At 46.0% G+C, this 22,881-nt stretch carries 26 protein-coding genes and 1 tRNA gene; 4 read left to right on the top strand and 23 right to left on the bottom strand.

The window, feature by feature from the left end; translation table 11 throughout:
• Positions 1-92: 92 nt before the first annotated feature.
• The 7 genes from IY568_RS07830 to bioB form a co-directional block, all read right to left on the bottom strand.
• A complete protein-coding gene (locus IY568_RS07830) occupies positions 93-311 on the bottom strand; it encodes a hypothetical protein (RefSeq protein ID WP_194867237.1) in 219 nt (72 codons plus the stop codon).
• Positions 312-380: 69 nt separating this feature from the next.
• Positions 381-656: a Rho-binding antiterminator gene (locus IY568_RS07825; RefSeq protein ID WP_228553210.1), complete on the bottom strand. Its 276-nt coding sequence runs from the start codon at positions 654-656 to the stop codon at positions 381-383.
• The gene (locus IY568_RS07820; protein WP_125559671.1) at positions 631-1,056 is read right to left on the bottom strand and encodes a hypothetical protein; all 426 of its coding nucleotides are present in this window, start codon (positions 1,054-1,056) and stop codon (positions 631-633) included. The genes IY568_RS07825 and IY568_RS07820 overlap by 26 nt, the downstream gene beginning before the upstream one ends.
• Before the next feature lie 5 nt (positions 1,057-1,061).
• Entirely contained in the window at positions 1,062-1,757 is a 696-nt protein-coding gene (gene bioD / locus IY568_RS07815) for a dethiobiotin synthase (RefSeq protein ID WP_194867236.1), read from the bottom strand.
• Positions 1,754-2,509, bottom strand: a complete 756-nt coding sequence (locus IY568_RS07810) for a methyltransferase domain-containing protein (RefSeq protein WP_194867235.1) — start codon at positions 2,507-2,509, stop codon at positions 1,754-1,756. Before IY568_RS07810 ends, bioD begins: the two co-directional genes overlap by 4 nt.
• Positions 2,506-3,639 carry an aminotransferase class I/II-fold pyridoxal phosphate-dependent enzyme gene (locus IY568_RS07805; RefSeq protein WP_194867234.1) on the bottom strand — a complete coding sequence of 378 codons (1,134 nt, stop codon included), beginning with the start codon at positions 3,637-3,639 and terminating at the stop codon, positions 2,506-2,508. Before IY568_RS07805 ends, IY568_RS07810 begins: the two co-directional genes overlap by 4 nt.
• A complete protein-coding gene (gene bioB, locus IY568_RS07800; protein ID WP_010384553.1) occupies positions 3,640-4,683 on the bottom strand; it encodes a biotin synthase BioB in 1,044 nt (347 codons plus the stop codon).
• A gap of 114 nt (positions 4,684-4,797) precedes the next feature.
• On the opposite strand from bioB, the gene bioA reads away from it, so the two are divergent.
• Together bioA and IY568_RS07790 are read left to right on the top strand one after the other, a co-directional pair.
• On the top strand, positions 4,798-6,087 hold the full coding sequence (gene bioA, locus IY568_RS07795; protein WP_194867233.1) for an adenosylmethionine--8-amino-7-oxononanoate transaminase: 1,290 nt from the start codon (positions 4,798-4,800) through the stop codon (positions 6,085-6,087).
• A gap of 173 nt (positions 6,088-6,260) precedes the next feature.
• Positions 6,261-7,598, top strand: a complete 1,338-nt coding sequence (locus tag IY568_RS07790; protein ID WP_010384549.1) for a KamA family radical SAM protein — start codon at positions 6,261-6,263, stop codon at positions 7,596-7,598.
• Between the two features lie 73 nt (positions 7,599-7,671).
• Here the strand turns inward: IY568_RS07790 and IY568_RS07785 are convergent, their stop codons facing one another.
• Complete coding sequence (locus tag IY568_RS07785) at positions 7,672-8,106, bottom strand: AAA family ATPase (RefSeq protein WP_010384547.1); 435 nt, start codon at positions 8,104-8,106, stop codon at positions 7,672-7,674.
• A gap of 362 nt (positions 8,107-8,468) precedes the next feature.
• Here IY568_RS07785 and asnS point away from each other — a divergent pair, with 362 nt between their 5' ends.
• Positions 8,469-9,866 (top strand): asparagine--tRNA ligase, encoded by a 1,398-nt coding sequence (asnS, locus tag IY568_RS07780; RefSeq protein WP_010384545.1) that lies wholly within the window; start codon positions 8,469-8,471, stop codon positions 9,864-9,866.
• Positions 9,867-9,919: 53 nt separating this feature from the next.
• On the opposite strand, the gene IY568_RS07775 is transcribed toward asnS, so the two are convergent.
• The 4 genes from IY568_RS07775 to IY568_RS07760 all read right to left on the bottom strand — a co-directional run bounded on the left by IY568_RS07775 (position 9,920) and on the right by IY568_RS07760 (position 13,490).
• The gene (locus IY568_RS07775; RefSeq protein ID WP_010384544.1) at positions 9,920-11,140 is read right to left on the bottom strand and encodes a glycoside hydrolase family 18 protein; all 1,221 of its coding nucleotides are present in this window, start codon (positions 11,138-11,140) and stop codon (positions 9,920-9,922) included.
• Positions 11,141-11,286: 146 nt separating this feature from the next.
• Positions 11,287-11,868 (bottom strand): cytochrome P460 family protein, encoded by a 582-nt coding sequence (locus tag IY568_RS07770; protein ID WP_125559683.1) that lies wholly within the window; start codon positions 11,866-11,868, stop codon positions 11,287-11,289.
• 10 nt (positions 11,869-11,878) lie between these two features.
• Positions 11,879-12,484, bottom strand: coding sequence for a cupredoxin domain-containing protein (locus tag IY568_RS07765; RefSeq protein ID WP_125559684.1), 606 nt, complete (start codon positions 12,482-12,484; stop codon positions 11,879-11,881).
• A gap of 13 nt (positions 12,485-12,497) precedes the next feature.
• Positions 12,498-13,490 (bottom strand): cytochrome-c peroxidase, encoded by a 993-nt coding sequence (locus IY568_RS07760; protein ID WP_194867232.1) that lies wholly within the window; start codon positions 13,488-13,490, stop codon positions 12,498-12,500.
• Between the two features lie 169 nt (positions 13,491-13,659).
• Here IY568_RS07760 and IY568_RS07755 point away from each other — a divergent pair, with 169 nt between their 5' ends.
• A complete protein-coding gene (locus IY568_RS07755; protein ID WP_194867231.1) occupies positions 13,660-16,080 on the top strand; it encodes a methyl-accepting chemotaxis protein in 2,421 nt (806 codons plus the stop codon).
• A 116-nt stretch (positions 16,081-16,196) separates the two neighbouring features.
• On the opposite strand, the gene IY568_RS07750 is transcribed toward IY568_RS07755, so the two are convergent.
• The 11 genes from IY568_RS07750 to ihfB form a co-directional block, all read right to left on the bottom strand.
• Positions 16,197-16,505: a hypothetical protein gene (locus tag IY568_RS07750; protein ID WP_138536005.1), complete on the bottom strand. Its 309-nt coding sequence runs from the start codon at positions 16,503-16,505 to the stop codon at positions 16,197-16,199.
• A 57-nt stretch (positions 16,506-16,562) separates the two neighbouring features.
• A complete protein-coding gene (locus IY568_RS07745; protein ID WP_049865357.1) occupies positions 16,563-17,180 on the bottom strand; it encodes an FKBP-type peptidyl-prolyl cis-trans isomerase in 618 nt (205 codons plus the stop codon).
• A gap of 173 nt (positions 17,181-17,353) precedes the next feature.
• Positions 17,354-17,722 carry a hypothetical protein gene (locus tag IY568_RS07740; RefSeq protein ID WP_138536007.1) on the bottom strand — a complete coding sequence of 123 codons (369 nt, stop codon included), beginning with the start codon at positions 17,720-17,722 and terminating at the stop codon, positions 17,354-17,356.
• A gap of 51 nt (positions 17,723-17,773) precedes the next feature.
• Positions 17,774-17,864 (bottom strand) — tRNA-Ser (locus tag IY568_RS07735).
• 130 nt (positions 17,865-17,994) lie between these two features.
• Entirely contained in the window at positions 17,995-18,366 is a 372-nt protein-coding gene (locus IY568_RS07730; RefSeq protein ID WP_125559690.1) for a hypothetical protein, read from the bottom strand.
• Between the two features lie 184 nt (positions 18,367-18,550).
• Positions 18,551-18,988 carry a nucleoside deaminase gene (locus IY568_RS07725; protein WP_125559692.1) on the bottom strand — a complete coding sequence of 146 codons (438 nt, stop codon included), beginning with the start codon at positions 18,986-18,988 and terminating at the stop codon, positions 18,551-18,553.
• Positions 18,989-19,498: 510 nt separating this feature from the next.
• Positions 19,499-19,912, bottom strand: a complete 414-nt coding sequence (locus IY568_RS07720) for a hypothetical protein (protein ID WP_125559694.1) — start codon at positions 19,910-19,912, stop codon at positions 19,499-19,501.
• Positions 19,913-20,357: 445 nt separating this feature from the next.
• A complete protein-coding gene (pyrF, locus tag IY568_RS07715) occupies positions 20,358-21,068 on the bottom strand; it encodes an orotidine-5'-phosphate decarboxylase (RefSeq protein WP_125559696.1) in 711 nt (236 codons plus the stop codon).
• A gap of 35 nt (positions 21,069-21,103) precedes the next feature.
• Entirely contained in the window at positions 21,104-22,267 is a 1,164-nt protein-coding gene (gene lapB, locus IY568_RS07710; protein WP_194867230.1) for a lipopolysaccharide assembly protein LapB, read from the bottom strand.
• On the bottom strand, positions 22,264-22,473 hold the full coding sequence (locus IY568_RS25425) for a lipopolysaccharide assembly protein LapA domain-containing protein (protein ID WP_416365162.1): 210 nt from the start codon (positions 22,471-22,473) through the stop codon (positions 22,264-22,266). Before IY568_RS25425 ends, lapB begins: the two co-directional genes overlap by 4 nt.
• A gap of 69 nt (positions 22,474-22,542) precedes the next feature.
• Positions 22,543-22,833 carry an integration host factor subunit beta gene (ihfB, locus tag IY568_RS07700; protein WP_010384523.1) on the bottom strand — a complete coding sequence of 97 codons (291 nt, stop codon included), beginning with the start codon at positions 22,831-22,833 and terminating at the stop codon, positions 22,543-22,545.
• Positions 22,834-22,881 lie beyond the last annotated feature (48 nt).

Below are 22,881 nucleotides of genomic sequence, written 5' to 3'. Positions count from 1 at the left end.
GCAAAGTCGACACTATCTGAGCTGCGACTATCGTAGGCATGTCTGCGCTTTGAGGGTACAGCTAGTCACCACCCCAAATGGCGACTTACCCACTAATCGAGCAATATCACCCTGGGATGGGCTTCTGAAGAGCGTTCGTGATAAATATCGTCGAGATATCGGGCCAGTTCAGATTCATCCAGCTCGGGTGGGATCACGACATCATATACCCTGGCGCGCATGCCCGTGTCAGAATCATTAAACAGCTGCCATTGCGCCTCAACCCGGCTTACTGACATGCGTTTGCCAAATACATTAAACCTGAATGTCATCCGTACTCCTAAAAAATAAAACAAAGCATAACAAGCAGTTTTTACTATTTAGCCAGGAAAGTCGACAGGCTAGCTAAAAAGCTTTTCACTAAAGTGTGGGTTGGCGGTATTGATTGTCAATTTGGTGATTTGGGTCAGTTGCACTAGGCTGGCTTGGTCCCCCACACTCAGCTTTAAACACTCATTCTTGTGCGTATCACGGCACAAGTCCAGGGCCATGCCCGAGAGCTGTTCACCGCTACGCAGATTGATAGTCACCGGATAGTGAAACAAGCAAACAATCTCAAAATAGTCGTAGTCGCTACAACTGATCACGCGCTTATGCTCCTGTTTCAAGTTTGCCAATGACGATCCGGTTCACAGAGTGCTGTCGGAACAGGTTTGACGCCGTAATGACATCTTCAACTGTCGCGTCTGGTGATATATACAACCAAACACTTTCTGTTGAGTCCTCAAAGCGTAACTTATCTATTAATTCACCAAGCTTGCGGCGCTCAGCCAGAGGATAGCTGACCTTTTCATACATGAAGTATAGATGGCCACTCGCTAACAATTGCACTTTAATCGCCCTGTCATGTGCACAACGGTAATGGCAATGGTTGATTGCCTTTCCTTGAATAACAGGCACAACCTGAATGGGTGCTTCTCGAGGAGTAACAAACAGTAGTAACAGCAGGGCCAGACTCAGACCCGCGTAACTCAGTATAGAAAATACCGAGTTATCGCTACGGTGCTGTTGACGCAAGTGGGTCACGCATTTGCGCTGTGCTGAAGGCCCAATAAATCGAGCAAAGCACTGTGGATTTGCAATTTAGATGTCCCTTCGCTGTACGGCGCTACCCCAAGCAGAGGTGCATTTAATCGTTGTTTTAAGGTCTCCAGGTTAGCTTCATATTCCTGCATGGCAGGATCAACCTGATTGGCCACCCACCCTACGCAGTTCAAACCGGCTGCACTAATAGCTTGCTCGGTCAAAAATGCATGGTTCAGACAACCCAGTTTCATCCCAACAACCAGGATCACGGGCAATTGCTCCTGTTTAATCCAGTCGTATAAGAATTGGGTGTCGTTGATAGGTAACGCCCAGCCACCGGCGCCTTCAACAAGCGTATACTCTGCACCTAAGGTACTTAACTCACGATATTTTTCACTCAATGCCTCACAGCTAATGGTCACCCCGGCACGCTGCGCAGCGATATGTGGTGCAATAGGTGGCTCGAAACAAAATGGATTGATCTGCTCATATTTGCCGTGCACAGAAGCCGCTTCCATGAGACTCAGCGCATCTTCGTTCACAAGCTGGCCAAAGGCTTCTTCAGCGCCTGCTGCAAGCGGTTTAAAACCGAGCGCTTTCTTGCCTCTTTGCGCCAATAACTTAAGCAGTAATGAAGACACGTGGGTTTTGCCCACCTCAGTGTCTGTACCGGTGATAAAGAATGCACTCATAACTTAGTTAGCTCCATTAAGGCGACCTGATAACTCAACTGAGCCCGGCCATTCGTAAGCGGGTACCCAGCCAATAATTTACGATATTGTGCTTTTCCCAGCAAGCCGCGACGCTGGCCTTCATGCTGTAATTGGTTGGCGCCAATCGCCTTTACTGATTTAAAGGCCGCCTGAGCCGTGCTAAAGGTTTCTTTCAGGCACATCAATTCAGCATCATCAATGACAAGCCCGGCGTCGTCAGCATGCGCCAGTAGCGCATCAAATGGAGTAAAGCGATTAACATGACAGTGTGCGTCTACGCTTTGCCAGGCCTGCTGTATTTCGCACAAAGAGCCGTCGGCTACAATGCTCAGGTAGGCTTTCCCCCCGGGCCTCAAAATCCGTTTTAGCTCTGCAAATAACCTGGCATGATCCTGACTCCACTGAATCGCAAAATTACTAAAAATTGCATCAACGCAGTTATCCGCGAGCGGTAAGTTGTCCATATCCGCACAGATTTTAAGCGCATCTTCAGGACCTTGCCCTAACATACCAGCACTCAAATCCAATGCTACTAATTGCGCACAACGCTGACTTAACGCGTCGTAATGCTGCATGGGACCTGCGCCTAAGTCTAAAAGTCTGTTACATCGCTGAGTGATTTTCTTAAGTAAGATCTCTGCGGCCTGTTGCTGGACATTCGCATGCTGCACGTAAACCTGAGATGCACGCGAAAAACGCGAGGCAACCTGTGCTTTTACTGAAACACTCATATCGCCTCCTTAAGTGCATTGAGCAAGGTATCTATGTCTGCTGAGGTGTGCGCCGCAGTCAGGGTGATACGTAACCGGGCAGCATTTTGCGGTACTGTCGGTGGCCGGATGGCAGTCAACCATATTCCCTGCGCTTTCAATTGCTGTTGGGCTGCGAGTGCGTTATCTGCCGAGCCAAGCACGACAGGCTGTATGGCCGTTGCCGATGGCAGAACCGGAATACCCAGTTGCGCCGCTGTTTGGGTGAAATAGGCAATATTATCTTTTAATGCTGCTCTTTGTGAGCTGGCACTGCGTAACTTAGCAAACTGCTTAATTGCAATTTCTGTCAGCATTGGTGACATTGCCGTGGAGTAAATGTATTCGCGGCTGAATTGCAATAAATACTGCTGCACGCGCTCACTACATAACACCGCAGCGCCCTGACAAGCCATCGCTTTACCAAAAGTGATCACCAACAACTCTGGCTTAACACCACTGTCAATACTGCCAAGCCCGTTATCACCCAGCACGCCCAGTGCGTGGGCATCGTCAACCATCAGCCAGGCACTGTGCGTGTTTGCAAGCTGAGCGATATCCACCAAAGGCGCGCAATCGCCGTCCATCGAAAATACACCTTCAGTCACGATCAGTTTGTTTTTTGCTTTAGACTTTTCCAGCCGCGCACGCAAATGGGTGATATCGTTGTGATTGAACCGTGTTAGCTTAGCCTGACTGTGTAATGCGCCATCCAGCAAGCTAGCATGATTAAGCTTGTCCTGAAACAACTCAGATTCACGCCCTACAGCCGGATCGTTAAATAGCGCCTGAATCACGCTGGTATTCGCAGCAAAACCACTGGCGAACAATAATGCCCTGTCGTAACCAAAAGCATCACACAACTGTGCCTCAAAAGCCGAGTGGACTGATTGAAACCCCGTCACCAGCGCCGAACTGCGACTGCCGGGCTGGGCCGTCAGGCTAAACATTTCATCGGCTAAGGCAAGATAATCATTGCTGGCAAAATTCAGGTAAGGTTCGCCGTCAACTTCGATTTCACGGGCTGAAACTTTGCCTATACACTGACGATGACGCAGTAAAGATGCCGCAGCCCGGGCTTGGAGGGCTGCATCGATGAACTCAAAAGCCATTTAGTTGGCTTCGTAGAACAATTCAGACGTTGCTTTATCTGCGATTGCAGAATTCAGAGACGCTTCATAGGCTTCGTCTGAGTAATCCTGACGTTTCTCCGGTTGCATGCCCAGCTTTTTAAGCAGGTTCATATCTGCATCGGCTTCCGGGTTCTCTGTGGTGAGTAGCTTATCGCCGTAGAAAATCGAGTTTGCACCGGCAAAGAAACACATCGACTGCATTTGCTCGTTCATTGCTGTACGACCCGCAGATAAACGCACATAGCTGTATGGCATCATAATACGTGCAACCGCAATGGTACGGATAAACTCAAAGTGATCTAAATCTTCAACGTCTTCAAGGGGGGTACCAGCCACTTTAACCAACATGTTAATCGGCACACTTTCAGGTTGCTTAGGTAGATTCGCTAGCTGCATAAGCAGGCCGTAACGGTCAGAGGCTTGCTCACCCATACCTACAATCCCGCCCGAACAGACTTTCATACCGGCATCACGGACGTGATCGAGTGTATCCAGACGGTCCTGATAAGTACGTGTGGTAATGATCTGTTCGTAGTACTCAGGTGACGTGTCCAGGTTGTGATTATAGTAATCTAAGCCTGCTTCTCTGAGCGCATGTGCTTTGTCATTATCGAGTTTACCCAGAGTCATACATGTTTCAAGGCCCAGTTCTCTGACTTCGCGAACCATCTTTTCAATATAGGGCATATCGCGGTCTTTTGGATCAGACCAGGCTGCGCCCATACAAAAGCGCGTTGCGCCCTTTTCTTTAGCCACTTTGGCCTGTGCAACCACTTTTTCAACTTCCATCAGGCGTTCACGCTCCAGATCAGTTTTGTAATGGCCCGACTGAGGACAATATTTACAATCTTCCGGACAAGCACCTGTTTTGATAGACAAGAGTGTAGAGATCTGTACTTCATTGGGATTAAAGTTTTTTCTGTGGATGCTCGCGGCATGAAACAACAGATCGTTGAATGGCATTTCAAATAGTGCTTTAACTTCTTTATGCGTCCAATCGTGACGTACTGTGCCCAATTCCATAATTATTCTCTTCTTTTGACTGACATTTTTTAGTCAGTTGTTATGACGGTGATTGGCTTAGTCTACTTCTTGCTTTACCATTGTCAACACAGACCACTTAAGCAAGGTTTACAAGTGAGCAATAATAACCCAATCGATTTAGCCTTTGATAAAACTCATATCTGGCATCCCTATACCTCTATGTTGGATCCGCTGCCCGTCTATCCGGCTAGTCATACACAAGGTAATCGCATTCATCTGGAGACTGGCGAAGAATTGATTGATGGTATGGCATCCTGGTGGAGCGCTATTCATGGCTATAATCACCCTAATATTGTAACTGCAATCACTGAACAAGCAGGCAAGATGAGTCATGTGATGTTTGGCGGACTCACACATGCTCCCGCAGTTGAACTATGTAAAAAGCTGGTGGCCATGACTCCTGCGCCACTGAATAAGGTGTTTCTGGCGGACAGCGGTTCAGTCAGTGTTGAGGTGGCAATTAAAATGGCCCTGCAGTACTGGTTAAGCCAGGGCCATAATCGCAAAACCAAACTTATGACAGCACAAAAGGGTTATCATGGTGATACCTTTGCCGCGATGAGCGTGTGCGATCCGGTCAACTCCATGCACAGTATGTATCAGGGCTTCCTGCCGGAGCATATTTTTGTACCTGCACCTTCCGGGCGTTTCAATGAAGGCGCTGTTGAAGAAGAATTACAGCAGCTCGAAGCGTCATTTGTCGCGCATCACCAGGATGTTGCAGCATTTATCATTGAGCCAATAGTTCAAAATGCTGGTGGTATGAATTTCTACCACCCGGACTACCTCAAAAAGCTCCGTACACTGTGCGATAAGTATGAGGTGTTGCTGATCCTCGACGAAATAGCGACAGGCTTTGGTCGCACCGGAAAGTTATTCGCCTGTGAGCACGCCGATATCAGCCCAGATATTCTCTGCCTGGGTAAAGCCCTGACCGGTGGTACTATGACACTATCTGCAACACTTACCACTGATGAGATAGCCGTTGGGATCAGCCAGGGCGAAGCCAAAGTACTGATGCACGGCCCTACTTTTATGGGCAACCCACTCGCTTGTGCTGCCGCCAATGCCAGCCTGACACTATTGCAAAGTAATGTTTGGCAGCAGCAAGTGCAGCGTCTGGAACAAAGTTTACGGATGCTTGAGCGTTGCGAAGCACTGGATGCCGTGCAGGATGTCAGAGTACTCGGCGCGATTGGAGTTGTTGAACTAAATCGCACAATTGACGTGGCAAAAATACAGCGCTTCTTTATCGAAAAAGGCTTATGGATCCGCCCGTTTGGCAAACTGATCTATCTGATGCCTCCCTATATCACATCGGATGAAGATATTGCATATCTGGCAGAAGGCATCTACCAAGCTATCGAGCAGGACGCATATTAATCAAGACCAGCACTGCAATAAAGTTCGACAAAAAATGCAAAGTTGGTAATTTTTTTGCCAATTTTGCAATTATTTACGATATTTCATCGATTGTACCTGAAATCATTTCACGGCTTTGTTAGACTAGGCGACTTTGATTGTAAATTCCGAATAAAGTCGAGAATCGAGCTACTATGCAACAAACCGTCAAATTGCAGCCAGCTGAAGCTTATCAGCCGCCCCGCTTTACTGTTTATCAACATCGTCAGATTGATAAAATTGAGCAACTTGAAAAACTGCCTGAGCACCTGCGCTTCCAGATGAAGGTGGTTGCAAACGTTTTCCCTTTCCGCGTTAATAACTATGTTATTGAAGAACTCATTGACTGGGACAAGGTGCCCAATGATCCCGTTTTCCAGCTTACTTTCCCGCAACGTGGCATGCTGGACGATGAGTCTTATGAAGAAATGGCAGCGCTGCTAAAGCGCGAGCATACGCCAGAAGAAGTCTTCGAGCTGTCGACTAAACTAAGACAAAAGCTCAACCCGCACCCGGCCGGTCAGATGGACAAAAACGTCCCGACCTTTGACGGAGAGCGTGTAGAAGGCATTCAGCACAAGTATAAAGAAACCGTCTTGTTCTTCCCGGCACAGGGCCAGTACTGCCACTCTTATTGTACTTTCTGTTTCCGTTGGGCACAGTTCGTAGGTAAAGCAACGCGCTTTAACAACAACGATGAAGAGCTGCTGCACAGCTACCTGGAAGAGCATACCGAAGTCACCGATCTTCTTATGACAGGTGGCGACCCTATGGTAATGCGTACTGTAAAACTGCGTAAGTACCTCGAAGCGCTAAAAGAGCCGCGCTTTGATCACATTCGTACTATCCGTATTGGTACCAAATCTTTGACTTTCTGGCCATTCCGTTACGTCACAGATCCAGACGCACAAGACTTGTTGGCACTGCTCAAAGAGCTGGTTGATGCCGGAAAGCATGTGTCAATCATGGCACACGTTAACCACAAGCAAGAGCTGCGCACTGACATTGCCAAAGAAGCGATTAAGCTGCTACGTAAAACGGGTGCCCAGATCCGGACTCAGGCCCCGCTACTTAACCACCTTAACACCGACCCTGAAATGTGGTCTGAAATGTGGAAAGAGCAAACTCAGATGGGCATGATCCCATATTACATGTTCATTGAGCGTGACACCGGCGCCAAGCGCTACTTTGAGTTACCGTTGTACAGAACCTGGGAAATTTTCCGTGACGCTTATAAAGAGGTTTCGGGTGTAAGCCGGACGGTACGCGGACCTTCTATGAGTGCGGGTCCAGGTAAAGTCGAGGTTTCAGGTGTGACTGAAATCAACGGTGAGAAAGTATTCGTGTTGCGTTTCATTCAGGCACGTAACCCGGACTGGGTTCAGAGACCTTTCTTTGCCAAATATGATGAAGAAGCGACCTGGCTGGACGGCCTCAAGCCAGCATTTGGCGAGGAGAAGTTCTTCTGGCAAGACGAATACGACGCCATGTAAGGGCATCATCAATGCATAAGAAAGCCGACATTCATGTCGGCTTTTTCTTTATTTAATAACCCATTGTTTTTGGTTACCATTCGAACATATACGCCATTTTGCTAATAGTTCTCAGAGCGACGCCATGTGTGTTGCGTTTGGCATATAAATGCTGCATCGACTTGTCTTTTACTTCACCAACAATTACCTCTTTGACCTGATATCCCATCGCCTGTGCGGCACTGGCATAGGCCACAAATTCCCAGCGTTTGATATTAGGGTTATCAGCTATCACCAGCGGGATCCCCTCAGCCAGCGCATTGATAAAGCGTGCCAGATTCAGATTATGATATTCCGGTAACCTGAACTTCTCAAAATGGTACTCGCCTTGCTCATTATGAAAGTAATCATCTGTTGCACAAATGACAAATTGTGTCTCATCGCCTGCCACCAGCTCGTCTGCCAGCGCATACGCGTAATGTGTTTTCCCAGAGCCAGGTAATCCCCGTAATATAAATGCCTGTTTCATCTATTGAACGACTTATATCCAGTTTTTCTTAGTAGTAGAGTGACATAATGCCATAATTTTCGCATTTAAGTAATTCATCAAGTACCTGCAAGCTGTTTTTTAGTGTTGCGTCATCAATCTTGCTCACTATCTCCGGGAAGAACCAGCTCAAATGGTCAATTATCGAACTCACATCCCCTGTCAGTTGCCATTGGGTGTAAAAAAGCCCAAAGAAATTGCCTTACTCTGGCATTTGATGGTTTTTTTATGTGTCTATCGCAGGTAAGATACGACATAGCTGACTGCGCAAAAAGCGTGGTCATGGCAGTGAGTTAAACAACACACGCAACAGACTAATTATAAATAATCATTTTGGAGTAAAGATGAGCCACACAGCGATAACGGAGCTACTAGCAGGCACCGTTGCGGTAGACAGCCAGGTTACTGTAAAAGGCTGGATCCGTACACGACGCGATTCAAAAGCAGGTATTTCATTCCTAGCCGTCCATGACGGTTCTTGTTTCGATCCTATTCAAGCCGTAGTCCCTAATTCGCTTAATAATTATGAAGAAGTGACTCGTCTTACCGCAGGCTGCTCTGTAGCCGTTACCGGCGTTCTGGTTGCCTCTGAAGGTCAGGGTCAGGCATTTGAAATTCAGGCTAACAAGGTTGAAGTACTGGGCTGGGTTGAAAATCCGGATACTTATCCAATGGCCGCTAAGCGTCACAGTATCGAGTATCTTCGTGAGCATGCTCACCTGCGTCCGCGCACTAACGTAATTGGTGCAGTTACTCGTGTTCGTAACTGCCTGTCACAGGCTATCCACCGTTTCTTCCACGAGCGTGGCTACATGTGGATCAGTACGCCTATCATCACGGCAAGTGACTGTGAAGGTGCCGGTGAAATGTTCCGTGTTTCTACACTGGATATGCAAAATCTGCCACGTACAGATAAAGGTGACATCGATTACAGCGAAGATTTCTTCGGTAAAGAAGCCTTTTTGACTGTATCTGGTCAGCTAAACGGTGAAACCTATGCCAGCGCTATGTCAAAGATTTATACTTTTGGCCCAACATTCCGTGCTGAAAACTCCAATACATCGCGCCACCTGGCTGAGTTTTGGATGGTTGAGCCAGAAGTTGCTTTTGCCGATCTGGACGACATCGCCGCCCTTGCTGAAGATATGCTGAAATATGCCTTTAAGGCCGTATTGGATGAGCGCCGTGATGACATGGAGTTCTTTGCCCAGCGTATTGAAAAGCAGGCTATCACGCGTCTTGAGTCATTTATCGACAAAGACTTTGCACAGGTTGACTATACCGATGCTATCGAGATCCTGAAAAACTGTGGTAAGAAGTTTGAATTCCCGGTTGACTGGGGCGTCGATCTGCAATCAGAGCACGAACGTTACCTGGCTGAAGAACACTTTAATGCGCCAGTCGTTATCAAAAACTACCCGCGCGACATTAAAGCCTTCTACATGCGTCAGAATGAAGACGGAAAAACCGTTGCAGCGATGGACGTTGTAGCACCGGGTATTGGCGAGATCATTGGTGGTTCTCAGCGTGAAGAGCGCCTTGATGTTCTGGATCAGCGCCTTGAAGAAATGGGCCTGGATAAAGAGGATTACAGCTGGTACCGCGACCTGCGTAAATACGGCACTGTGCCACACTCGGGCTTTGGTCTGGGTTTTGAGCGTTTAGTTGCTTACGTAACGGGTATGGGCAACGTCCGTGACGTTATCGCCTTCCCGCGCACAAAAGGCAGTGCAACCTACTAATCTTATTGAGTGTTAAAAAGCCCCTTTCGGGGCTTTTTTATATAAGCTGAACCTTATCGGGCTGCTACATAATTCTGACATGTACCCAATTCAGTATATCTGTGAGCATGACCCTCAGTCATAGGTGCAACACCATGTAATGGACCACCATTGACACGCCAGTTTTTCCCTTCAAAACTCACAACATCCCCTGTCTGGTAAACACTGGGGTATGGTTGCCAGGCGTCACTACAAGGCTGACACTTAGGTAGCACCTCGCCAATGGCATCTAACAACTTATTCTTGTCACCGCGTGCGTCCTGATGGAGTTCCCAGATAAAAATGCCAGGATAGCCATTGTCGGCAACAAATTGCGACTTTGTGCGAACCAATTCAGGGGTTTCCCAAAAGTGCAGATAATTATCCATTTCATAAAAGCCCGCGTTGTAGTCCACACCTAACCCATCAACAAAGGTCTCTACAATCTCACGCGCTGTGTACGTCGTCACCGGGCCACTCACCCCATCTGGGAATGATTTGTTATAAAAAGGGATCCCCAGGCTGGTTTTACTCACGTCGTACTTAGTGATCATGCTCTGGCTCCATTGCGCAGGATTTACCAGGCCATCATGGATATACGACCAGGCTGCGTGATGGTTTTTCGGTGAGCCACCCCAGCCTCCGGTGTAGTCGTAGGCCATAAAGCGAATGTAATCGGCATGGTCATCCAGATCTGGATGAAAGTTAATGCCTGACCAGCCACCGGCCTGAACATCTACGCTCACTTCAAGATGTGCAGGTAATGCGGCTCTGAGGTCTTTGACCAGGTTTAGCAAATAACCACTCTCTACCGGGTTTGGCTGATTGTAGGTACTCCAGTCTTCCCAGTCGACATCAATACCGTCCAGGTTGTGCAGCTCAGCGTAAGCAACCAGATTTTTTACCAGGTTCGCTCGCGCCTGTTCGTCCATCGACAGGAAATCAACCCCGGCACCGCCGACTGAAATCATGACACCAGTATTGTTAGCGTGCGCGTGTGCCACAATGTCATCAATATAGCGGTCGGCCTCAAGCGTGTTTAGCGTGCCATCGGCGTTGGGATACGCAAATGCCACTATAATATGAGTGAGTTTATCAGTGGCCAGGTCCTGAACATCCAGCTGACCGCCCGCAGGGTAATCCCAGGTGGAGTAAAAGCCTTCCACCCTTGGGCAAAATGAATCTTGTGCCCAGGCCGCCTGCATTGACAGACCAGATATAGCCACAGCTAAAGTTAGACAGGTTTTCTTAAACATAACGTGCTCCATGTTGTATAAATATTAAACACAACAAATATCACGTTAACAAAAAATTTAAAAATGAAGATTTATAATAATGCCTTACACCCGGCGCATACTTATACACATTTTAGTGCGCCCTTGTCAGTGTAATATTCAATAATTCACTTACTCTTTGAATAGAAGTTCGCAAAAATGTAATCCCGCTCTTTGATACTTTCGTGGCAGCTGGCACACACTTTTTGTATCGCACTATCCGTGCCTTTACCCGCTAGCAGTACTTTCCCTTGCTTATCGAACTGCACATATTCCCAATCACCGTGTGTAGGCGAGTAGCCTGGCTGACGTTTAATCATCATAGTGATTGTCAGAGCTTCGTGGGGCGACCCCGATTGAGAGGAAAAATTCTCTTTTAAAACAATCGTGCCCGGTGAGTAGGACTTAAAGTTAGGCACAGGCTCTTCTTCGTCTTCATCCTCATCGTAATCCTGGTAGAGCCGCAAATACTCCAGATAGTTGCTTTCATACACTCTGACATCTTTATTCAGAAACACGACGATAAATTGTTGCCAATGTAAGCCTGAGTGCTCGAACCCCGTTACACGTGTCCAGTCTGTACGGTAATCGCTCAACTCAGCCTGATACTGTGGCGGTATTTTAAAGGGGTAAACCCCAAATGGATCTGCAATGGCCTGGCCAGATACAGCAATAAGACCAGCCGCCAGCATTCGCAAAACGCGTTTCATACGCTGCGCCTTATTTTAAAGTTAGACTTAAATTGGCTCTGAGTTTTCCCTTGTACATTACTTCTACCGACTTTGCTTCTCCGGCTGAAAGCGTAACCTCGACCGGGTCATATTTAGGAATTTGTAACACAAACGTGCTGGCAGATCCGGCATCTAAGTCGATTTTATAAGTTTTTTGTTTTTTCGTGAAAGGCAGTACCTGATAGGTGTCAGAATTCACGTTGGCAATGTAGCTGCGCATTTTTGGATGGATTTTGCACCCAATGCGAGTCAGTGTGTTTTCTGACCAATCAGCAGACACTTTGGTTGTCTGACCCTGATTCATCAAACCCACATCAAACTTCACACCTGAATTGGGATCATTGGCAAAAATATTATGCTGAAATTCATCTGAATTTTTAAAGGTGATCTCACCATTTTTACCAACCACCACCACTTTTTTGTCGAACACCTTATTCGCCTGGTCTAATTCAGCAGCTTTCGGCCCTGCTCCGTTTTTCGCATACAAAATGCCTGCAAAAGGCGGCTTTTTAACAAAAGTAAGTTCACCGGTTAATGTGGCAGCCTGTGTGTTAAAAACCATGCACAGGCCCAGCGCTAGCATACGTTTAATCATGGTGTTTTTTCCTTTATTGAGGAATGATTGGTCGTTGGATCACAACGGGATCAGTCAACGCGGCCATAAAGGCAATCAAATCCGCCTTTTCCTGGGTTGATAGGTTGAGTGGCACAATGAGCGGGCTTACATTTTTTGTGCCCACAGCCCCCTTGTCATAGTGCTCCACGACCTCTTCGAGCGTGCCCAATGAACCATCGTGCATATAAGGCGCACTCATAATGATATTTCTTAAACCCGGGGTCTTAAAAGCCCCTTTGAATTGCGCACTTTTGTCCAGTTCGAAACGTCCGTTATCTTTGTTATCTATTCCGATGTTATGAAAGCTATCGTCTGTAAAATTTTCACCATCATGGCATTTAGTGCACCGCCCTTTACCGACAAAGACACTTAAGCCCCTGATTGCTGACGGTGACATAGCAAATTTATTGCCTGCCAGATATTGGTCAAAGGGTGAGTTATCACTGATGATGGTTCTTTCGAAGGCGGCGATGGCCCGGCCAACATTTTCAAAGGAAATCTCACCATAAATTTGCGCAAACTCGTCCCGATAAAATTTAACGTCTTTTAAACGCTTGACCACATCTTTAGGGGTCATTTGCATTTCCATATCAGATACCAGAGGGCCCAATGCTTGTTCCTCCAAAGAAGCAGCTCTGCCATCCCAGAAAAAAGTGACAGACCAGGCCAGATTATACAAGTGCGGTGCATTTCGGCCCAGGATATCTCCCCCACTACCAATGCCTTTGGCCAGACCGTCACTGAACCCCAGTTCAGGGTTATGACACGTCGCGCAAGACTGATTATGGTGCCTCGAAAGCCGGGTATCATAGAATAGCGTTTTGCCCAACAGGATCTCTCTGTCGCTTGGCTCCTCGTCATCGGGGTACTCAATGTCATCTTTATCGGGGGTGCCTAACCCCCCTAAGTTCACACCAGCGTTGGCCCCTACTTTTAAGCTGGTTATACAAAATGCTGCAATTAAAAGCCCCCTCAACGCACTCATTTTCCCCCCTTCGACGACAAAGTTAAGGTTAATTTTTGAACTACAGCAAGGATTGACTATATTTTTCGATAATGCAAAAAAATAAACCCTATCACGCAACACCTGTTATATGAGTATTGCCTTCTCTGCCAGGGCAGTTTCTTCGTGCTAGTTTATTAAGTGAGAACAGATGGATATATCACGCATCGTGCCAAGTATCGCGATACAGATGTTAATTGCTTTTGGTATCATCACGTCGCTCGGTATCTTTAGTAATTTTTTCGTCTACCTGAATACAGGCTCTATCGGACAGAGCTTTACGCAATTTTCATCGGTGTCATTACCACTGGTAAAAGCGAATTCAGATTTAAGAATGGCGATACTAGAAACCCAGATTTCTTTGAAAGAACAAATCATCACAGGAAACAGCCCTGAAGAAAGACGCAACTCCATCACAGCCAGACAAGCAGCATGGAACAATATCAACAAGCACTTTGCGCAATTGCAAGCACTGGCGCAGCAAACAGGCTTTGAAAATCGCATTTTAAGTACCATTGAACAAAACCTGCGCCAACTGAATACCGAGCAACAAGTCGTCTCCGATATTAGTAATACCGTAGACAACGAGCCCGCTGTCAAAATTCTGGTCACCCAGGCCATTCCTCTGGCCGAGTCGATGGTCGGACTCTTATCAGAGCTCATAGAGTCCGAGCTTGAACAAGACCCAGACGAAGAGCGTATGGAGTTATTTAAGCTCCTGGTGGACTCTAAGATGAGTTTTGCAACCGCGATCTCCGAGTTACGCGCTTTTCTTTTAACAAGAGAGCAAAAAAATATAGACGGTTTCGATCAAGCCTGGTTTGCAAATAGCGATGCGTTTGTTGCCATTTTGGACGATTACGAAGAGTTATTCAGTGAAGCTCAACTGATGAAATGGAGCGCTTACAGTGAAGAACGTGAAAAAATTGCGCCACTGACGATTTTAGCCTTTGAGAAACAAGCAAGTCCGGACGCAAATTTCGCCACTAAACATTTACGCGAAGTGATTTCTCCGTTGACTAAGCAGATTTTTGCGCAACTCAATGAACTGAACTCACATGTTGCTCAGGTATCTGCAAATGGGATTACCACCGTTGAAACCGCACTCAGCGATATGTTTATCGTCATTACAATCGCTTCCTTGATAACAGTGATTATTGCCAGTTCAATCAGTCTGTTGTTCAGTAACAAACTCAAACAACGCGTTCAACTGTTGCTAGAGCGTGCGCAAAATATTTCCGTTGGGAACTTTCAAACCAAAGAAAGCTATTTCTCAATGCATCATAAAGATGAATTAAATCAACTTTCAGAAAGCTTTAATCATATGACACTGTCGTTGTCTTCGACTATTTCAACCGTCCGGCGACAATCAAGACAGGTTGGACATTCAGCGCACCAGGTTGCCGCAATTGCGACCGAAATCAGCTCCGTCGCGAAAAGCGAAAATGACGGTTACAACCAGGTGATGCAGGTTATTGACTGTTTTATGGAGCTGTTGCACGAATCAAGTAACGCCATAGAGCAAAGCAAAGGCGTCCTAGACCAGGCCAGGCAGGAAGCCGACTCCGGGATAGCTGCTGTAAGCAGTAATTTAGAGGAAATGAACAGAACAGTCGAAGTGGTTGAAATTGCCTCCAAAGAAGTCGGAGAGTTACAGTCTGCCAGTGAGCAAATTGAAACGGTAACAGATGCAATTTCAACAGTCGCAGATCAGACGGCGCTAATTGCATTGAACGCCGCGATTGAAGCAGCCAGAGCTGGAGAACAAGGAAGAGGTTTTGCGGTTGTTGCCGATGAAGTCAGAAGCCTGGCAAAGCGCACAGCCGCCTCCACGGACGAAATCAGACAGGTCATTACACAACTGCTGACTAAAGTGTCGGATGTCATCAATCTAATGACTAACATCATAGAGCAGGTCAATATCAGTAAAACGCGCTCAGACGAAAGTGGCCAGGCACTGAAAGCGATGACCCTGACGATAGACAGGATAGTCTCCGCCAATGAGCAAGTCGCTGAACGGTCAAGCCGTCAAAGTGATCAGATGATTGAAATGCAGCTAAAACTGCAGCACTTGTTTGCGTCGCTCCAGCAGAATGCAGAAAAAGCCCAAATGGTCTCCATGATTGGGGGGGATTTATATCAGACGTCAGAGTTGGTCAATAACTTAATGGACAGCTTCTTCTTCGATGAAGACAAAGACTCATATATTCAGCAACAACACGAGAAAAGGCGCTCGGACAGAGTTGAAGCAAAAATAAAACTAAACATTGAAACAGATGATCAAATCTATTCAACGATTACCCGGGAATTAAGCTGTGTTGGCTGTGGGGTTATTTTGAGTCAGCAGTTGAACCAGGAGCTAGATATTAACAGCACCGTAATTCTGACCCTGTACGAGCCAAAGAAAAATTACTCCGAATACATGCAACAACAGCCGCTAAAAATACCCGCTAAAGTAATCAGAAAAGAAGACCGTTCAGATGAGCACGCCTACTATGGCTTAGAGTTCGATGTACGAGATGCTAACCAGGTTAAAGTGTTGGAGCAACTGTACGCATTTTTTGATGAGTAACGAAAAGAAAAATGTCGTAGTACAGGCGATTTGTCTATTGACCCTAATGCAGTATCTCACAAGCTCTTGTATTGATTGTGGATACTGCTCAAAAAGCGAAAAAGAAGCTACACGCTTTAATCATATATCTTCATGTTTACTAGCTTATAAGCATTTCTGTAAGGGTAACCCGTCTGACAGTCACCAGCGCCATTGGCCCAGACCTTCTTCCCGGACAATTGTGCTGCTAGTAGCATAGAAAATAGCGCCTTTTCATACTCAGAGCTCAGCGGCAGATAGTAACGTGAACCACAACTAGAGTTTGGTTTACTAAAATCAACTAAAATGATGTTGTTAGCGCCTGACAGCGTAACAGTACCTGACGTTTCTTTTGAAGCGAGTACAAGGTTAGGTAAGAGCAAAAGCAGTAGTAATAGTTTTTTCATAATTATCTCCTTTAAATATATAAGAGGCTGCTAAACTAAGCAGCCTTTGTACTGAAATTAAAGAACTTCCAGTAATTCAACATCAAAGATCAGAGTTGAGAATGGTGCAATTGAAGCACCAGCACCGCGCTCGCCGTAAGCAAGGTCATGCGGTACATATAGACGCCACTTAGAGCCAACAGGCATTAGCTGTAGTGCTTCAGTCCAGCCTTTGATTACGCCGTTTACCGGGAATTCAGCTGGCTGACCACGCTCGTAAGAGCTGTCAAATACGGTGCCATTGATCAGTGTGCCATGGTAGTGAACACGAACTGTAGAGTCAGCGGCTGGCTTGTCGCCCTCGCCTGTTTCGATTACTTCGTACTGCAGACCAGACTCAGTAACGGTGATTTCAGCGCGCTTTGCATTTTCTTCCAGGAATGCAGTGCCTTCAGCAGCCAGTACTTTGGCTTCTTCTTCACGACGCTTTTGAATTTCTGCATTGATTTTTTCGAATGCAGCCTGGATCTCAGGGATTTCTACACGGAATGCTTCACCGGCGTAGGCATCTTTCATACCTTCGAATACCGAGTTCAGGTTCAAACCTTCAAATGGGTTAGACTTAAGCTGTTCACCCATTTGCAAACCAATACCATAACTTGCCTTTTCAGCATCTGTGTTGAATAAATCTGACATATTAGATCCACTTATTTATCAGTTTAAAAGAAGCGGCAGTGTATCACAGCGTACTGATGACTAACAGGGAGGTGAATAACTTTATAAAACAGCGCTAGAAGGCACTGTCGTTAAATTCCGTGAAAAGGCCGCACTTATCATGCAGCCTCAGAGCATGACTGGATAGCCTAGTCTTACTGGGCTTTATTTTGGTTTTTAAGCTTAAACTCTCTGACAATGAAAGTCGCAAACGGTAAGCTCAATGTCAACCCAATGATTAATTCGTTGCTATAGCCTGCGAGCCGCTCTGTAAAATAACAACCGAAACCTACAACCCCAAACGCAGCAATCACCACACTGGCAATCATAGGCAGCAGCTTTTCGTACTTAGTGATGATATGACCAACTAACAAGTTAAAAGCGAAGGTATACAGCAAAGTAATCCAGATGCTGGGATACGCTTGCCCGTCAATTGCCAAAACCAAAGCTGCCTGCAAGCCGCTCAAATAGAAAAAACTGAAGATCACCCATAACGAACTATGAATAACAACCTGTTTAGTCATCACTGCCTCCGAACGAAAAAAACCGCCGTATAGGCGGTTTTGGGAATGAGGTGGCGGAGAGATAGGGATTTGAACCCTAGATACGCTATTAACGTATGCCGGTTTTCAAGACCGGTGCTTTCAACCACTCAGCCATCTCTCCGTTGTTGGCGCGCATTCTATGGTGCCAGGATAAAAAAGTAAAGCCCTAATTCAGCTTTTTGCAAAACTCACTTGCTAAATGGCTACCTTTTATACATCGAAGGGACATCAGCAGGGTTATTGCTCGCGCATCAATAGTACTGCTTGGGTCTTCTGGCGACCCAGGCGCCTATGACACTTAGCCCAACACACATAAGTATCACCAATGCCATATCAACAATACCTTGTGTCGGATCTATCACCGGGTGAAGGTTTTCCAACAACACAGGGATAACTGACATAACAGCAACACAACTGAGCACTTTAAACGCGCGACTAAAATCAAAGCGTCGACTATAACTCATCCAACTGGTTAAAATGAGCAGGAAACAGGCAGGTGATAACAGCGCCAACCAAACTTCACTAATGTGAGGTAACATAATGCCTGTTGAAATACACCCTAATACACCCCAAACAATCCAGGTCCACCAATTCTCCCGCTCTTTCAAAAATAGATTGCCCATTACTATTCTTCTTATAATTGTGTTCTGAGACTGCCAGACAATAGCCTAACAAAGATTCAGGTCACAAAACAACCGCAGGACGAATAATTCGTGCACTAAGTTCCCCTTTTAATGACATGCATCATTATATTGCTCCTCGCACACTAATGAATGATGTATCTACTTAGTTTCATGTGCCAAAAACTCACTCTCCAATATCTTCATTCCACAGTTCTGGACGGGTTTTAATAAATTCATCCATCATTTCGATACATTCAGCGTCCTGGCGGACTTCGAGCTTAACGCCATGCTCTGCAAGCAAGGTCTCGCTACCCATAAAGTTCTTGTTTTCACCAATCACAACATTGGGAATGCCATACAACAAGATTGTCCCGGAGCACATGGGGCACGGTGACAGGGTCGTATATAAAGTGCACTCTTTATAAACTGATGCACTTAGGCGACCGGCATTTTCCAACGCATCCATTTCACCATGCAAGACGGTGCTACCCTTCTGCACCCTCTGATTATGCCCACGCCCGATTATCTGACCTTTGTGAACCAGGACAGAGCCGATCGGGATCCCACCTGTACCAAGCCCTTTCTTCGCTTCTTCAATTGCCGCAGCTAAAAACTTATCCATCATTGTACTCCTGATGTTGGCTATACCAATCCGCATAAATCAGATATCAGTCCAAAAAAGAAAACCTGTCGCTTTGATGCCACACGCAGTGTTCTGTACTCAATGAGACCATAACGCTCCACAAGGGACTGGCCATTCTTCTGGCTCGCTCAGTCATATCCAGATTGCTGTTACTCGGTTTAAAAGCTGTGCAGCTAACACAGCATCATTTAAACTAGCACTCAATTGAGGATAAAATAAGAATAACCCAGTCCAGATTATGCCAATTTGCTTAATTATGTGATCTATTTTGAGGAGAAAAAATAGGGTCAATAACACCGCTCCCGCGGCCTGCTATCGCTGAGGCACCTACATTCCTATAGGCGAGGCAAAAATTTGCGAACTCATACCTTAGTAAAGGTTCTAAATGAGAAGTTTTTAACGCTGTTAGCATCCTATTTGCTCCCTCAAATAGACCAGGTGTTAAGTGAAATTGGTATTAATCCCCGTGACTGCTAGGCTGCATCCCAGTTACCTGGGAGCCTGGTACCTGTAAGCTTGGTTAAGCTGCTGAGCTTGCAAATCATTTATTACACCCTGCTTATTCAATACAGCAATGATTGAACCCGGCTTACGAGCCAGGGTAACAGCGATTTTATCAATCTCTACGTTCCCTTTATATTGCTCAAGTACCTGCTTTATATCGTCGTCAGACCAAGGTAAGCCGTAATTCTCGGGCAACCCTTTATCCAGGTTGTCCTGTTGTTTTTGAGCCAGGGTTTTCTTTACCTTTTTCGGTTTTGGCTGCCACTGTAAAGACTGGAAAAGTGCTCTGATCACATCGGGATGGTTATACGGCGACTGTGCGGGTAGGATTTCTCCTGTGATAGGGTCAATGCCATTGGCGAGGCCATATACTATACTGGCAACTTGTTGCTGGTCCATATCTGCTCCTTGATTTAAAAAATAACAATGCGTCAACTTCCTGTAATACCAATTTGCTTAATTAAGTGATCTATTTTGAGGCGAGAAAATAGGGTCGAAAACACCGCTCCCGCGTCCTGCTACCGCTGAGGCACCTACATCCCTATAGGCGAGGCAAAAATTTGTGAACCTATATCTAAGGTATAAGGTTCTAAATGAGAAATTTTTAACGCTGTTAGCGTCCTATTTGCTCCTTCAAATAGACCAAGTATTAAGTGAAATTGGTATAATAATATCAGTGTAGCAGGCTTGTCTGAGTTAGGTTATTTTTCCGCTAATGCGTACCGTTCCAACAAGGTTTAAGAAGCAAAAAGTGAGAGTGGAAAGTATTACTGCAACCGAGTCCAATTAATTTAGGTTGCAAGACCAGCTAGCTGGCACAAGCTGGTCTGAAATAAGACGAAGTTTACAAACCCTTAATTGATTCGTTGATAGCGCTCAGAGCCTCAACTGGATCAGCGGCCTGAGTGATAGGTCGGCCAACAACAAGATAATCACTGCCCGACTTTATCGCCAGTTCTGGCGTCATGATCCGCTTCTGATCTCCTGCATCACTGCCTGCAGGTCTTATTCCTGGTGTTACTAAACAAAAGTCACTGCCCAATTCAGCCTTAAGTGTTTGCGCTTCCTGTGCTGAACAGACAACGCCATCGAGGCCAGACTCTTTAGCAAGCTTTGCCAAATAAACCACCTGCTCCTGAGGGGTCTTATCTACACCGAGTTTGCTCAGTTGTGCCTGATCCATACTGGTCAATACAGTGACCGCAATCAGCAGGGGGGCTTTATCACCATAGGCTTCCAGTGCTTGTTTCGCTTTGCTCATCATTTCAGTGCCGCCGCTGGCATGCACATTAACCATCCACACACCTAGCTCTGCAGCGGCTGTTACTGCCTTCGCAACTGTATTTGGAATGTCATGAAACTTCAAATCAAGAAACACGTCAAACCCTTTGTCAATCAGCTTAGAGACAAATTGAGGGCCGAAATAGGTGAACATTTCCTTTCCGACTTTTAAACGACATTCATCAGGAGAAAGCTGGGATACAAACGCCAGCGCAGCAGCTTCATTGTCGTAATCCAGTGCAATTAGCACCTTTTTCATTTCTGTGTTTGACATAGTTGATCTATTTCGCCTTATAAAATATCGATGTTTTAATACCCGTCCACACCCTGACTTGGCAAAATGGATTCCCAAGACTTACAGGAGGGACATAACCAATAAAGTTTGTGACTGGTAAACCCACAATTACGGCACTGGTAGTCCGGCTTTGTTTCAACATAAGCGGAGACCAGATTATCTACTTCATTTAATACCGACTGAAACTTATCCTGCCTTGTGGCAAGCAGCTTTAATAGAAAACTGAACCCTCGGATTGAAGGTTCTCGCTTTAAACTGTCTGTGAGATAGTCCACAGCTTGCTGAGTATGCCCCGCTTCCACCAACCCCTCACAATGCTTTATTTTTACCAGTACACCGCTGGTTTTCAGCAAATCGTTGACCAGCGTATGGAACTCGTGCTCGATATTGAGACGCTGATAACAGACATGCAAATCTTGCAGCACTAGAGGAATGGCACAGGGAAACTGTGAGACCAGCTTACGCCAGTAATAAATGGCTTTAACATTATCTTCTTTGCTAAGCGCATCATGCCCTAATTCATACAGCGGCCTGATCGTCGTTCTCGGCAACTTAAGTGCGCGCTCGAGGTAATCAGTGAGATAATCTGAGGTTTCTTGCTCAGAAGCCTGATTTTCAAGTGCAGCTTCACAATAAAAGTTAGCAATTGCAGCACAGTAAATTTGTTCGGTAAATAGCTCGGCGTGACTCTCATACATATTCACACCCTTTTGCCATTCCCGGGTTTGCGAATAAAGTTGTATAATGGGCGTCAACGCCTCTTCATAGTCCGCTTTAACTAACTCAACCAAATGCTCCTCGGCACTGTCTAGTAATCCCGCCATAATATAATCTTCAGCGAGAGCCAACTTACAGGACTGGATGACCTGTATGTCCAGGCTAGGCTGTTTAAGAAGCAATTCATGGATTCGGATGGCTCGGTCGAGCTCACCTCTTTTGCGGAATAAGGTGGCGAGTATGAGGTAGTGCTCAACAGAATCAGCACTGACCTCTAATAACTTGATCAGGTGCTCAAGGCCCTGATCTTCTTCTCTATCTAAAAGAAACTTTAACCCTTTACTGTATTCTGAGGTAATTTTTCGGTTTTGTTCATGAGCCTGGTTTTTAGCGCTGTTTTTTCCCATGACATAGCCATAAGCAGCTGCTACCGGAAGCAATAGGAAAAGTAACTCAATCATTTACTGCTTTGCGCTTGTATCGATTGATTAACTCTCTGCTGTTGGCGAATTTGCCTCTTTAACTGCGTTATCTTGCCAATGCTCAGTAACAACCCTAGCACTAAGCCAAACACCACACATAGGCTTATTAAACTGGCCAACGGTACCTCTGAACTGGCGATGATATAGTCAACTTTTACTAAAGCCGGGTTTTGTGTACCCAACACAAAAGCGAGTATCACCAGTATCAAAAATAATCCCTTTCTTACTACCTGGATCAAGCGTTACCTCATTAATCAATTTTCGAGACTAGCGTTCACACGGTCACGAAGTTCTTTACCAGGCTTAAAGTGAGGTACGTACTTTCCATCCAGCTCTACGGTTTCACCCGTTTTCGGGTTACGGCCGGTACGAGGTGAACGATAGTGGAGAGAAAAGCTGCCAAAGCCGCGGATTTCGATACGATCTGAGCTTGAAAGTGAACCTGCCATTTGCTCTAAAATCTCTTTTACCGCATTCTCAACGTCTTTGACTGGGACGTGAATATGTTGCTCAGCAAGTTTTTCGATTAGTTCTGACTTTGTCATAGCGTTTCCTTTAGATAAAAAAGAAGGGCAAAAAGTGCCCTTCTATTT

The organism is Pseudoalteromonas sp. PPB1, from assembly GCF_015356275.1.
Taxonomy (GTDB): Bacteria; Pseudomonadota; Gammaproteobacteria; order Enterobacterales; family Alteromonadaceae; genus Pseudoalteromonas; species Pseudoalteromonas rubra_D.
The sequence above is the reverse complement of the archived record's forward strand: the minus strand, read 5'-3'. Positions and strand labels throughout refer to the sequence as shown.

Excerpts from the sequence above, each read along its gene's own strand:
- IY568_RS07830 (WP_194867237.1), bottom strand. The coding sequence starts at position 311 with ATGACATTCAGGTTTAATGTATTTGGCAAACGCATGTCAGTAAGCCGG.
- bioD (WP_194867236.1), bottom strand. The coding sequence starts at position 1,757 with ATGAGTGCATTCTTTATCACCGGTACAGACACTGAGGTGGGCAAAACC.
- IY568_RS07810 (WP_194867235.1), bottom strand. The coding sequence starts at position 2,509 with ATGAGTGTTTCAGTAAAAGCACAGGTTGCCTCGCGTTTTTCGCGTGCA.
- IY568_RS07805 (WP_194867234.1), bottom strand. The coding sequence starts at position 3,639 with ATGGCTTTTGAGTTCATCGATGCAGCCCTCCAAGCCCGGGCTGCGGCA.
- bioB (WP_010384553.1), bottom strand. The coding sequence starts at position 4,683 with ATGGAATTGGGCACAGTACGTCACGATTGGACGCATAAAGAAGTTAAA.
- IY568_RS07790 (WP_010384549.1), top strand. The coding sequence starts at position 6,261 with ATGCAACAAACCGTCAAATTGCAGCCAGCTGAAGCTTATCAGCCGCCC.
- IY568_RS07785 (WP_010384547.1), bottom strand. The coding sequence starts at position 8,106 with ATGAAACAGGCATTTATATTACGGGGATTACCTGGCTCTGGGAAAACA.
- asnS (WP_010384545.1), top strand. The coding sequence starts at position 8,469 with ATGAGCCACACAGCGATAACGGAGCTACTAGCAGGCACCGTTGCGGTA.
- IY568_RS07775 (WP_010384544.1), bottom strand. The coding sequence starts at position 11,140 with ATGTTTAAGAAAACCTGTCTAACTTTAGCTGTGGCTATATCTGGTCTG.
- IY568_RS07770 (WP_125559683.1), bottom strand. The coding sequence starts at position 11,868 with ATGAAACGCGTTTTGCGAATGCTGGCGGCTGGTCTTATTGCTGTATCT.
- IY568_RS07765 (WP_125559684.1), bottom strand. The coding sequence starts at position 12,484 with ATGATTAAACGTATGCTAGCGCTGGGCCTGTGCATGGTTTTTAACACA.
- IY568_RS07760 (WP_194867232.1), bottom strand. The coding sequence starts at position 13,490 with ATGAGTGCGTTGAGGGGGCTTTTAATTGCAGCATTTTGTATAACCAGC.
- IY568_RS07755 (WP_194867231.1), top strand. The coding sequence starts at position 13,660 with ATGGATATATCACGCATCGTGCCAAGTATCGCGATACAGATGTTAATT.
- IY568_RS07750 (WP_138536005.1), bottom strand. The coding sequence starts at position 16,505 with ATGAAAAAACTATTACTACTGCTTTTGCTCTTACCTAACCTTGTACTC.
- IY568_RS07745 (WP_049865357.1), bottom strand. The coding sequence starts at position 17,180 with ATGTCAGATTTATTCAACACAGATGCTGAAAAGGCAAGTTATGGTATT.
- IY568_RS07740 (WP_138536007.1), bottom strand. The coding sequence starts at position 17,722 with ATGACTAAACAGGTTGTTATTCATAGTTCGTTATGGGTGATCTTCAGT.
- IY568_RS07730 (WP_125559690.1), bottom strand. The coding sequence starts at position 18,366 with ATGGGCAATCTATTTTTGAAAGAGCGGGAGAATTGGTGGACCTGGATT.
- IY568_RS07725 (WP_125559692.1), bottom strand. The coding sequence starts at position 18,988 with ATGGATAAGTTTTTAGCTGCGGCAATTGAAGAAGCGAAGAAAGGGCTT.
- IY568_RS07720 (WP_125559694.1), bottom strand. The coding sequence starts at position 19,912 with ATGGACCAGCAACAAGTTGCCAGTATAGTATATGGCCTCGCCAATGGC.
- pyrF (WP_125559696.1), bottom strand. The coding sequence starts at position 21,068 with ATGTCAAACACAGAAATGAAAAAGGTGCTAATTGCACTGGATTACGAC.
- lapB (WP_194867230.1), bottom strand. The coding sequence starts at position 22,267 with ATGATTGAGTTACTTTTCCTATTGCTTCCGGTAGCAGCTGCTTATGGC.
- ihfB (WP_010384523.1), bottom strand. The coding sequence starts at position 22,833 with ATGACAAAGTCAGAACTAATCGAAAAACTTGCTGAGCAACATATTCAC.